This is a genomic window from Candidatus Desulfolinea nitratireducens, from assembly GCF_982879505.1.
In genome coordinates this window covers 1-10,768 of the sequence record NZ_CEYOSI010000116.1, presented here as the reverse complement: position 1 = coordinate 10,768, position 10,768 = coordinate 1, and the positions used below count along the sequence as shown (strand labels likewise).

13 protein-coding genes are annotated in these 10,768 nt (G+C 46.5%); 6 read left to right on the top strand and 7 right to left on the bottom strand.

Features of this window, described 5'->3' with window-relative positions; all coding sequences use genetic code 11:
• The 6 genes from AC3DOM_RS11030 to AC3DOM_RS11005 form a co-directional block, all read left to right on the top strand.
• Positions 1–571 (top strand): NBR1-Ig-like domain-containing protein (locus tag AC3DOM_RS11030; RefSeq protein ID WP_487919102.1); only part of this gene is annotated, 571 nt, incomplete at its 5' end.
• 3 nt (positions 572–574) lie between these two features.
• Positions 575–1,612 carry a tRNA epoxyqueuosine(34) reductase QueG gene (gene queG, locus AC3DOM_RS11025; protein WP_487919101.1) on the top strand — a complete coding sequence of 346 codons (1,038 nt, stop codon included), beginning with the start codon at positions 575–577 and terminating at the stop codon, positions 1,610–1,612.
• Positions 1,612–2,205: an RdgB/HAM1 family non-canonical purine NTP pyrophosphatase gene (gene rdgB / locus AC3DOM_RS11020; RefSeq protein ID WP_487919100.1), complete on the top strand. Its 594-nt coding sequence runs from the start codon at positions 1,612–1,614 to the stop codon at positions 2,203–2,205. The genes queG and rdgB overlap by 1 nt, the downstream gene beginning before the upstream one ends.
• Positions 2,206–2,218: 13 nt before the next feature.
• On the top strand, positions 2,219–2,896 hold the full coding sequence (locus tag AC3DOM_RS11015; RefSeq protein WP_487919099.1) for a response regulator transcription factor: 678 nt from the start codon (positions 2,219–2,221) through the stop codon (positions 2,894–2,896).
• Positions 2,897–3,055: 159 nt separating this feature from the next.
• The gene (locus AC3DOM_RS11010; protein ID WP_487919098.1) at positions 3,056–3,241 is read left to right on the top strand and encodes a lysine biosynthesis protein LysW; all 186 of its coding nucleotides are present in this window, start codon (positions 3,056–3,058) and stop codon (positions 3,239–3,241) included.
• Positions 3,228–3,443, top strand: a complete 216-nt coding sequence (locus AC3DOM_RS11005) for a hypothetical protein (protein ID WP_487919097.1) — start codon at positions 3,228–3,230, stop codon at positions 3,441–3,443. The genes AC3DOM_RS11010 and AC3DOM_RS11005 overlap by 14 nt, the downstream gene beginning before the upstream one ends.
• A gap of 38 nt (positions 3,444–3,481) precedes the next feature.
• On the opposite strand, the gene AC3DOM_RS11000 is transcribed toward AC3DOM_RS11005, so the two are convergent.
• The 7 genes from AC3DOM_RS11000 to AC3DOM_RS10970 form a co-directional block, all read right to left on the bottom strand.
• Positions 3,482–4,276 (bottom strand): alpha/beta fold hydrolase, encoded by a 795-nt coding sequence (locus tag AC3DOM_RS11000; RefSeq protein WP_487919096.1) that lies wholly within the window; start codon positions 4,274–4,276, stop codon positions 3,482–3,484.
• An 11-nt stretch (positions 4,277–4,287) separates the two neighbouring features.
• Positions 4,288–6,024, bottom strand: a complete 1,737-nt coding sequence (locus AC3DOM_RS10995) for a GAF domain-containing sensor histidine kinase (protein WP_487919095.1) — start codon at positions 6,022–6,024, stop codon at positions 4,288–4,290.
• A gap of 77 nt (positions 6,025–6,101) precedes the next feature.
• The gene (locus AC3DOM_RS10990) at positions 6,102–6,833 is read right to left on the bottom strand and encodes a sulfotransferase domain-containing protein (protein WP_487919094.1); all 732 of its coding nucleotides are present in this window, start codon (positions 6,831–6,833) and stop codon (positions 6,102–6,104) included.
• Positions 6,830–8,350, bottom strand: coding sequence for an O-antigen ligase family protein (locus AC3DOM_RS10985; protein ID WP_487919093.1), 1,521 nt, complete (start codon positions 8,348–8,350; stop codon positions 6,830–6,832). Before AC3DOM_RS10985 ends, AC3DOM_RS10990 begins: the two co-directional genes overlap by 4 nt.
• Positions 8,340–9,056, bottom strand: a complete 717-nt coding sequence (locus AC3DOM_RS10980; protein WP_487919092.1) for a YveK family protein — start codon at positions 9,054–9,056, stop codon at positions 8,340–8,342. The genes AC3DOM_RS10985 and AC3DOM_RS10980 overlap by 11 nt, the downstream gene beginning before the upstream one ends.
• A 1-nt stretch (position 9,057) precedes the next feature.
• The gene (locus AC3DOM_RS10975) at positions 9,058–9,882 is read right to left on the bottom strand and encodes a glycosyltransferase family 2 protein (RefSeq protein WP_487919091.1); all 825 of its coding nucleotides are present in this window, start codon (positions 9,880–9,882) and stop codon (positions 9,058–9,060) included.
• Position 9,883: 1 nt separating this feature from the next.
• Positions 9,884–10,750 carry a DUF6056 family protein gene (locus AC3DOM_RS10970; RefSeq protein ID WP_487919090.1) on the bottom strand — a complete coding sequence of 289 codons (867 nt, stop codon included), beginning with the start codon at positions 10,748–10,750 and terminating at the stop codon, positions 9,884–9,886.
• Positions 10,751–10,768: the final 18 nt, after the last annotated feature.

The window sequence follows — 10,768 nt, the reverse complement described above, 5'->3', positions numbered from 1 at the left end:
GAGCGCCTGCGGAGAAACTGTACCTGTCTCCCCTACACCTGATATTAACGCGATTTACACCATTGCGGCAGAAACAGTGGTAGCCGAAATGACCCAAACAGGAATAGTGAATACATCTACACCCAAAGCAACGACTACAGCAACCCAAGCCGCAGAAATCGCAACATCAGTACCTACATCAATTTCTGTCACAGAAACACCTGTCACGATCCTTGTTGAATCCTCGCCCACTTCCCAAATCTGTGATAATGCCATTTGGGTTGCTGATGTCAGCGTCCAGGATGGCACCGAGATGTCGCCTGGGCAAGGGTTTGAGAAGATCTGGCGCATTAAAAATACCGGCTCCTGCATCTGGGACGTAGGCTACCAATTAGTCTATGGCTATGGCGAAGAAATGAGCGGCCAGGCCCGCAACCTTAACTCCATTATCAACCCCGAAGAAACTGTGGAAGTTACCGTTGTCTTCACCGCTCCGCTCACAACGGGTTCATATCAAAGTTACTGGCGGATGCGCAACTCAGCTGGTGCCAATTTTGGCGAATTTTTCTACGTTGATATCGTCGTCCGTTAAACTGTGTCAAAAGAACTGGCAAAGAAAATAAAAGCCGAAGCCCTGCGGTTGGGATTCACCCTTGCGGGAATCACCACACCCGAAACACCGCCCCACATCTCAACTTACCAAAACTGGTTGGATGCGGGGCGTCATGGGTCCATGACCTATCTGGAAAACGAGCGCGCCCGCTCCCGTCGCAATAACCCCCGATTAATTCTCCCCGAATGCCAATCCATCTTACTCCTTGCTGTCCCCTACCCGGACCCAAAAACTGCGACCGCTAAACCGGAGCAGGGTACGGGGAAAGTCGCGTCCTACGCCTGGAACGAAGATTATCATCTCCTGCTTCCTGAAAAGATGAAGGCCATTGTTACATTCATTGAAGGTGAGGAGGGTCACAGCATCCCCAACCGCTGGTATACCGATACTGGCCCCATTCTTGAGCGGGATTTGGCGCAACGTGCTGGTCTTGGCTGGATCGGTAAAAACACCTGCCTTATCAACCCACAACATGGCTCTTACTTTTTCCTCGCCGAAATCCTTTTAGGGATTGAACTCCCTTCAGACGAAGCGATTAATGCCGACCATTGTGGAACCTGTACCCGCTGCATCGAAGCTTGCCCCACGCAGGCTATCCTCCCCAATCGCACACTGGACGCAAACCGCTGCATCTCTTATCTCACCATTGAAAATAAGGGCGAAATTGCAGAAGAACTGCGTCCCAAAATTGGCGCTTGGATTTTTGGATGCGATATTTGTCAAATGATCTGCCCCTGGAATCGATTTGCCTCGCCTGTCACCGAAGCTAAAATTGACCCTCATCCCAATCTGATCACCGAGTTAGATCTCACGCCGCAAGAGTTCAATAAGAAATTCAAAAACAATCCTGTCAAGCGTGCCAAACGGCGAGGCTACCTGAGAAATGTGGCTGTTGCCCTGGGCAATGTAGGCGATCCAGCCGCGATTCCTGCACTGGAAAAGGCACTGAATGACATCGAACCGCTTGTTCGAGACCATGCTCGCTGGGCGTTGGATAGAATCAAATCAAAGAGAATATAATGCTAAAGTTATTGCTCGCAAGCCAAAATCCGGGCAAGTTAATCGAGATGAAATTCATCCTTCAGGATCTGCCCATCGAGATTATCACTCCCGCCGATCTAGGGCTGGATCTTCACGTAGAAGAAAATGGACAGACTTACGCCTCAAACGCAGCCCTAAAAGCGAAAGCCTTCATGCAAGCGAGCGGACTGATCGCACTGGGGGATGATTCAGGATTGGAAGTTGATGCGCTGGATGGCGCACCGGGTCTTTTCTCTGCACGGTACGCCCCCGGCCCAAATGCGGATGATGGCGACCGACGCAATTTTCTGCTAAAAAACTTGCTTCCGCACCCCCGCCCTTGGACAGCGCGTTTTCGCGCCACCGTTGCGATTGCCCAGCCAAACGGAGAAATCCATTTTAGCGAGGGTGTCTGCGAAGGTGAAATCATTCCCGAGGAGCGTGGCGATGGAGGCTTTGGCTACGATCCAATTTTCTGTCTATCCGACACAGCATGCACGATGGCTGAGTTGCCAGAAGAAAAGAAAAATCATCTTAGTCATAGAGCAAGGGCGTTGGCAAAGGCCCGTCCTGTTCTACTAAAACTGCTCTAAATCGGAGGCTACAATGGAAGCGTTATTGCTCTCGCATAATTCTGACGAAAGTGCTATGCTGCGACTGGCACTTCAGCGAGCAGGTTTTTTTGTAAAGATCAGCATGGATTTCGAAAAAATCCTTACAGACTGGCGGGAAATTGTTGTTGACTTAATCGTGCTGACCTTCCCTGACCACAATTTACCTATTAGTGGGATCAAGCAATTGCGCGCCTTTACTCCCGCTCCTTTTATCGTCATTGCCGAGTATAAAAACGAAGATGCCTATGTTACCCTTCTCGACGCGGGCGTAGATTTGGTCCTTTTGCGCCCTTATAGTACACGTGTTTTTATCGCTCAGGTGCGTGCCTTGTTGCGACGCGCTTCAGGGGTTCCCTTTTTTAGCCTGCCAGTGCTGACCAAAGGAGATATTTTGCTGGATCCGTCCGAGCGATCAGTGAGGATCAAGGAGCGCCCACCACAGCGACTAACCCAGCTCGAATTTCGCTTACTGTATATATTGATCATCAACACTGGACAGACGATCTCTTCCGATAGATTAGTTGAGTATGTTTGGGGTTATAGCGGCAAAGGGAATCGCGACCTTGTGCGCGGATTAATTAAACGTTTAAGAGCAAAAATTGAAACGGATTCACAAAACCCACGTTATATTTTGACTGTTACTGGGGCAGGGTATACACTAAAACCATAAAGAAAACGTATTTTTTTATACAAATTAAGTCTTTTGACACACCTTTTACCCAAATAATCTTACAAGTTTTATACAGCCTATCCGTAAAATATAAATTACTTCAAAGCGTATCACAGCTTTGATCCCAATTCGTATATGCTGTTTTGGAGGTTGTTTAATATGAAAGCCAATTGTATTTCTTGTCAGGAAATGGTCAACGCGGGAAACAATCCATTGTTAGGTAAGATAATTACTTGCCCAAAGTGTGATGCCCGTCTGGAGGTAGTCTGGTTAGAACCCCTTGAACTGGATTGGCCTACCGATGAATATGATGATGACGACGATTATTCAGATGAAGACTACTAGGAAAAATATTGTCATGGGTGCTTGTCCGGAGTGTGATGCAGATATCATCTTCAATAAAACACCTTACCTGGGGCAAAAAAAGGTTTGCCCTGAATGTCGTGATGATCTGGAAGTGGTTGGTCTCACCCCTATCGAACTAGATTGGGCTTATGCCTATGACGATTACGATGAAAGTAGCGAGTATGGCAATGACGATTTCTAAAAAGAAATAATTTCCAACTAATAAAAAATGGCATCTGCTCAGATGCCATTTTTGGTTTTCAGTGAAAGATCGGTATTAATATTGGAAAAAAACTCCATCATCGCGTCCGCCACAGTTCGGGATTTTTCGAGCATAACCATATGCCCTGCTCTCTCAATATTAACGAGGTCAGAATGTAAAATATGCTCATGGAGAAGTTTTGAATATTTTGGCGGGGTCAATTTATCTTCTGAACCACAGATGATCAATGTGGGGGTTTTGATCTCAGCAAGCCGCTCATCTACATCAAACTCATTACAGGCGATGAAGTCGCCATATAGCACGGAGGGGCGGGTCTCTCCCATCCGTTTGGCAGCAAGTTCTTTCAGGCGTTCGGGAGTATCTGGTCCAAAAGCCCAATCATTGATGGTTTTGACAGCAAGTGGAAAAGTTGCTTCACTGGCTGAATTCTCCAATATTGACGGAGCCACGCGCAAACGGCTGCCACTGCCCACCAAAACGAGAGCAAGCACACGCTCGGGAAGGTCTAACGCCATCTGTAGGGCAATGGCACTGCCCATCGAATGTCCCACGATGATTGCGGCAGGCAAGGTGAGCGCATCCATAAACTCCTCCATTACCTGGACATACTCAGTGATGGTTTGACGCCCAATGCCCTCAGATTTTCCATGCCCGGGCAGATCAAGGGAGGCAATTTGAAAACCATCTAAGCGACGGAGATCAGGGGGCCAATGGAGGTGAGAGCCCCCGGCGCCGTGAATCAGTATTAATGGCAGGCTGGAGGGATCATCTGCCTGATGAGAAAAATAATATAAACCGGCAGCGGTAGGCATGAGATGTCTCGTTATTTTCGATGGTGAAGACGTTCGGCAGCTTCTTCGGTGAGAGGGATAAAGATTTGTACATTTGTTCCCTTGCCAAGTACAGAATCAATATGAAGCAGCCCTCCTATCATTTCAGTGCGTTCGTTGAGATTGACCATACCCAAACTACCCCGTTTTTCATAATCTTTGCTGATAAGGCCAAGATCAAAACCAACACCATTGTCCTGAATTTCAAGGAGAGAAAGACCGGGCTCCAAATTTCGCAAGCGAATTTTAATCAGGCTTGCTTTGGCATGTTTACGGGCATTATTAACCGCCTCTTCTGCGATGAAAAAGATGACACCTTGTTTCCCAATTTCAAGTTTTTCAGCCAGATTTTCATCCACATCAACTTGAACGTTTTGACCGTAGGTTTCGTTCATCTTTTCCGCCATTGATTCCAGAGCAGCGCGCAACCCTTGTGATTCAAGCACAAGCGGACGAAGCGTAAAAAGCATATGACGGATTTCTTTTGTGGTGCGGCGAGCCATTTCTTCTACACGAAACAGCTCATCTTCAACTTTTTCAGGGGCGCGCGTGAGCATCATCCGAATCAGGTTCATCCGCATCGCAATTGCCGAGATGGTTTGAGTCGGACCATCGTGCAAATCGCGGGCAAGTTTTTTCCTTGCTTCTTCTTGCACTTCAATCATGCGTTCTTTTTCTTCAACAAGATCTTGATAAAGGCGCGCATTTTGAATCGCGATAATCGATTGTCTCCCGATCAATTCGAGCATTTCGCGACGCTCCTGGGTAAAAAAATCAAGGTCAGGGTGCGCAAAAAGCAATACGCCATAAATCGTGAAACCTGTTCGCAGGGGAATGCAATAGCTCGATGTGCATGTGCGCAACGCAATAGAGCGTCCCAGTTCGGGGTCATAACCCACGTTTTGGGTCAAAACAGATTCCCCTCCCGAGATGGCGGTTCCTAAAATTCCCTCGGAACCGGAAAACGCGATCCGCTGATCAGCAATTGTAAATCGTCGTGCCGATTTTACGATTAACTCATTCCCCACAAAAAGTAAAACTGCACTCACTACTTGATCGCTAAAATCTTCATCCTCATCAGGGTGCAAAGCTCTCACACTCAGGTCAAGAGCCGATTCTAAAACACGACGGTAATTAAGTGTGGCTGTTAGCGTAGATGCCAGTTCATAAATAGCGTTTAGTCGTTCATTTTCCATCCCCAACTTTTTTCGTTGTTTTCCCTGTTGAGATTCTCGATTTCTTCGCAGGTTTCGACTTAACTTATAGCCCAGAAAACCAAATAAAAGTCCCAGCGCCAAAGTTACTGCAGCGACGATGCCCCCTTTTACCAAAAAACTTGGTGGCATCTTATCATAGGCATACGCTAATTCAACTACCGCAATCACACTCGCAGTTAGAAGCCCCCCCCAAATCTCAAAATAAATCGCCCCGCTGACAATTGGTAAAATACCCACCCACAAAACAGGGCCTGTAAAACCTTGTTTTGTCCAAAATAACAGACTGGCAAAGAGAAGATCGACAATAACTGCCAATCGGCGATGATAGCGAAGGCGAATATTTAATCCTGCCATCACACTCATGGTTAAATTCCAAAGCACCATTACAAAGAGCGGCCAAAGTGCGAGCAGCTTATTATTTTCTGCCAGGATCATTGTTAAAGCAAAAAGGATCAGCCATCGCAATGAAATGGCAATCCAGTCTGCGATATAGGGAGAGTCAAATTTCCGCATAGCCTTATAATACTCTAAAATGATTGAAACTGTAAATTAAAAAAGAATAAAATGATGAGATACATTTTTGGAAAACTCTAAAGCTTGTAATTCATTTTTTTAAGAGCAGCACCGAAACGCTCAGACATTACAACTTGCTGATCGCTTGTATACGCATCACGAAACCGGCCCATTTTGCCCTTAAAAAAGTGCAAGCCCTGTTGCCCTGATTCTGCCTGCCCAGGACGATATTCTTCAACAACGGCTTTCACGGCATCGTCATCTGCATCCAATCCCAAATATGCTATCAGACGCACGGTCTCGGTATCATAGTCGGTGAGCAAGTCTTCGTAGCGAGCGATAAGCGCTTTCTTTTCCGCCATCCACCCTTCCCAAATGTGGACGTAGTCGGTCATAAAGTCGAGGGTTTCCTCGAAGTTTGTCAGGTGTGAAAAGAAGTTTGGGCGCCCTTTTTCGATGGAGCGTTGCCCATATTCATAGGCAGAGAGCATCGCGTCGCGGGGGTCACGGTAAATGTAAACGATTTGAAGCAAGCCCAGGGCTGCGAGCGTCCGCGACCAAATCGTTGGGCCAGCATGCGCTTTGAGCACAAAATTCTTCCCCAGGAGCGTGGGAACTGTCACCATCAACAAACGTCGCAATGATAAAACACCTATATTGCAATTGACTTCCGTAAGTATATTTTGCAATTTATAATTCTCGCGGATGTCGCGGGCTTCATCATATCCTGCTGTTTCCATCAGATCGTGGATCAGGTTATAGTGCCATCCTGACCCGGCGCGGGGCATCCCAACAGATAAAACGATCATAAATTCTCCTGTAACTCCCCTCTCTCGCTGGCGGGAAAGAGACTGGGGGTGAGGGAAGCAGAGGCAATTCCCAAAACAATTCCGAAGTTGATCCATAATTCTGCCATTGCAAATGAATCCTGCATCAGATAATAAATCAAAATGGCAAAGAAAGAGGAAAGGCCAGCCATGCCAATAAGTTTCTCTGAGCGGCGAAAGGCTTCTCCAATTTGGGACAGGATCGCAAGCAGAAAGCTGCCAAAAATAGCGAAACCAAAGATACCCGTTTCCGCCAAAAGACGAAGATATAGATTTTTTGAGTTTGGAAAAAGATTACTGGTGGGACTGAGATGTCTGGCTATTTCCGGGTTATTGAATAGGGCCCAATCAGGAAAGTATTGGTAAAGATAGAGCCCGGAGCTACCAAGTCCCGTACCCAGCCAGGGGTGGTCTAAAAATATTTGGGCTGTCGCCCAAAGATAGGTGATCCGTCCACCTGCATTGGTTTTGACAAAATAATCGGCAAGACTATCTGCTTCGACTGTCCAGAGGCGGTTGACGTAGTTTTGCTGGGCTAAAAAGGAGATCCCGCCCCAGGCCATGCTTACAATGAGTATAAGTAGAATCGCCCGCACCCCAAAGGCATAGATGCGATCAATTTCAGAAGGGCGAATAAACCACCGCAATCCACGAGAGATCGCGTTTCTCCCACTGATGAGGAGGGTCAGCCCCGTCGCAGCGATGGCAACGATCAACCCACCACGTGAATAGGTTAGTAATAAAGCTGCGATAGCGCCGATCAACAACAAAATTTCCAGCCAACGATATTTTGTCACGCGAAAACGCATCAGCAAGGAGGCGACCAGCCAGGGGAGATATAAGGTTGCGATTTGCCCCGCCAGCCAGGAGGGTTCAAAAGCAAAGCCAGAAACACGGTTTAATTTTGGCAAACCTCGCACCGAAAAAAGTGTTTGCCAATCTGAAACTTGTCCCTTTGTCAACAAGGGTGTATGCAAGGCAATCGCCTGAATACCGACCCAGAGAAGGGTCAGGGCAAGCCCCGCATAAAGCCATTTTAGCGAATGGCGTAAATCGTCCCGATCGCTGTGCATCCACAGCGCAGCTATGAAAAAAGATAACCCAATCCCAAAGGTGATGAAAGCACGCAAGGCACGTCCCCAATATTCCTGTCCACGCATGGGGATCGGGGCAAGCAAGCCGCCTGTGGCAGTGGTAAATAGCGTAATAATCAGGAAAAGGAAAAGAGGCAGGATAGCGTTGCTCCATGGAAGCCTGATCTCTTTTCTCCACACACGCAGCATTAAAATCAAATAAAGCAATACCAGAGGATAAAATGCCAAGGGCCGAACGTAGGTATGTTGTCCCAAGAAGGGGAAAAAGCGAAAACTTGTTACGGGCAGAGAAAGCAAAACAAGCCCCCAAAAGAGACGCGAGACTCTCTCCAAAGAGATAAAAAAACTTTTCTTTGCGCCCTGCATACTTTCGTGATGAGTTGCTTCCAAAGACTTATTCTTCATGCACCTTCCCTGTAAAGAGAATTGCCAATGCTGCAAAGAAAAGTATTCCCGACGCGCCTAAAAAAACATATTCCCCCAACGATGTTTTGCGGGAAATCGGTAAGGATTCTTTTTGGCTCAAAGATGTCTGCAAATAGGCGCTGATCCCCAAAGATTCAGATTCGAGTCTTTCGATATCTTGCTCAACTTCAGCAAGATCAATCGCATTTTTTTCTAAGGCAGTCTTCAACGCGTTTAATGCCAGGGCATTTGCTGCTCCCTCTTGAGCCTGCTGATTGAAACTCTCCGTCCATAATGAGACGATCTTCTCAGCCCGTGCGGGATCAGGATCATCCGCATAAAAATGCCAACCGCCATCCTGAGGCTGGGAGAGTTGGAGCCGCTCATTGCGTAATTCTGCCACCGTTATATCGCCGATAGCTTGAGAAACAGCATCCACCGTTTTATCTGCCCAGGCAACTTCTTCCAATTTACGTGTTTCCCGTTCAAGGTAATAGAAAAGGTCGCGATCATTTCCTTCAGTTAAGGATTCTTCGAGATTGAAGTCTACAACCACGGTCGCCTGTGCACGGTAATCTGGAGGAAAGATGTAGAATGCCGCAGCCCCCAGCGCTGCACCCAGGAATGAAGCCAATATCCAAAAGCGCCAGGCACGCAATAATCTGAGAAAATCTTCCAAAGAAGGAGAGGCAAGCAATAATTTCATTCTATTTCTCCTGGAGAGCTTTCTCAATCTGACGACGTCGACGCCAAATCCACCAGGGTGCGACTACTTTGCGGATCAGATATTTGGCATTAATTGCCGAGAAGAAAGAGCCGCCATCACGATAATGGACACGCATCATCTCGGGCCAGCAGCGATCATCTGCGGCAATGGATTTTGCATCATTATGCAGACGAAAGTTCGCCCAATTCCTGCCAGGCAAGTATTTGATCTGGGTGGTTTTTGCAAGACGCACCCAGAGATCATAATCCATCGCAAAATAAAAACTCTCATCCAAGGGACCGACCTCCCGCCAAAGATCAGCCCGCCAAAAAGCAGCCTGCTGTGGGATGTGGACATACCCTCGTCGGAGCTTCTCATAATTGGTTTGCGCGGCATTAAATTTGCCGAATTTCTGACCATGATCGTCAATAAAATTACAGTCCCCGTAAACTAACCCTACCTCAGGGTTATCCATTAAAAATTCGACTGCCTCACGCACTGCACCAGGCTGATAAGTATCATCTGAATTGAGCCAGGCTAAAATTTCACCTTTTGCCCTCGCAAAACCTTTATTGATCGCTTCGGTTTGGCCCTTGTCTTTTTCAGAAATCCACCACGCCAATTGATCTTCGAAGCCGTTAATGATATCCACGCTCCCATCTGTGGAGCCACCATCCACAATCATATATTCGATATTTGGATAATCCTGCTCCAGCACCGAGTTGATCGTCGCCTCGATAAATGGGGCCTGATTAAAAGATGGGGTGATGATTGAGACCAGAGGCAAGCCCGAGGTCGCGTTCGTGTCGGAGGATTTATTACTCATCTTATTCCGAATCCAAAGGATAGGCGCTAATTGAATCTACTTCATAATAACGAGCAGCACAACGGTTTACCCAATGCTTTGGATCCTTATCCAACTCCTTAATGCCGTGCAAGCTATCAAATTCCTGGACGATGATAATCATTTCCCCATTTTTCTGAGCAGCACGGATCTTTGCGTCACGTAAGTCCCAGGATGCTGCCCGTTGACGGTAAAAATCAAAGGTGGCTGCTGTTTGCAGAGCAGACCGCAATGGATAAAAAGAAAATATAGTTAAGATTACTAACGCGAAGTATTTCGTATACATTGAACGCAAAAATGGTGATTTCATCTGTGAAAGATAAAATCCAAGTAGAGCCCCCTCAAAGATGAGAATTAATGTCATTAAATAGCGTGCTTCAAATAATGCCCTGTCGGCAGGATACGCTAATGCATATGCGCTAGGCGAAAAATTGGTCATTAATAATATATATAGAATTATCGGAGCCGCTAAAAATGAAGTCAGTAATTTCTTACTGGTGACTACTAAATAGTTTTGTCTATCAGCATCATTCAATAGAAAGACAATCAAGAAAGGAACCAAAACAGTCAGTGTGCTTGGAAGCGGAAAAGTTTTTATAGAATCAACAATAAAATCAATAGGATAAGTCAATATCCGTTGAATGAAAATAAAAATTGTTGGTACTTCCCCTATACGTAAAACATTGCCGGGAGCCAGCGCCATCACTGAAATGCTTACCAACGAGGAAAGTAAAATACTTCCTGTAATCCAAAGGGATAAATCGCGCTTAGGCCCTTTTTCCATCCATAAAATAAGGTTAATGAAGAATAATAGCTGTCCATTCGCTGAAAATATTTTGACATTTCTCAATTATCGGCTAGGCGAGTG

Bases quoted from the DNA above. Each gene is read 5' to 3' on its own strand.
- rdgB (WP_487919100.1), top strand. From the start codon at position 1,612: ATGCTAAAGTTATTGCTCGCAAGCCAAAATCCGGGCAAGTTAATCGAG.
- AC3DOM_RS11015 (WP_487919099.1), top strand. From the start codon at position 2,219: ATGGAAGCGTTATTGCTCTCGCATAATTCTGACGAAAGTGCTATGCTG.
- AC3DOM_RS11010 (WP_487919098.1), top strand. From the start codon at position 3,056: ATGAAAGCCAATTGTATTTCTTGTCAGGAAATGGTCAACGCGGGAAAC.
- AC3DOM_RS11005 (WP_487919097.1), top strand. From the start codon at position 3,228: ATGAAGACTACTAGGAAAAATATTGTCATGGGTGCTTGTCCGGAGTGT.
- AC3DOM_RS11000 (WP_487919096.1), bottom strand. From the start codon at position 4,276: ATGCCTACCGCTGCCGGTTTATATTATTTTTCTCATCAGGCAGATGAT.
- AC3DOM_RS10995 (WP_487919095.1), bottom strand. From the start codon at position 6,024: ATGCGGAAATTTGACTCTCCCTATATCGCAGACTGGATTGCCATTTCA.
- AC3DOM_RS10990 (WP_487919094.1), bottom strand. From the start codon at position 6,833: ATGATCGTTTTATCTGTTGGGATGCCCCGCGCCGGGTCAGGATGGCAC.
- AC3DOM_RS10985 (WP_487919093.1), bottom strand. From the start codon at position 8,350: ATGAAGAATAAGTCTTTGGAAGCAACTCATCACGAAAGTATGCAGGGC.
- AC3DOM_RS10980 (WP_487919092.1), bottom strand. From the start codon at position 9,056: ATGAAATTATTGCTTGCCTCTCCTTCTTTGGAAGATTTTCTCAGATTA.
- AC3DOM_RS10975 (WP_487919091.1), bottom strand. From the start codon at position 9,882: ATGAGTAATAAATCCTCCGACACGAACGCGACCTCGGGCTTGCCTCTG.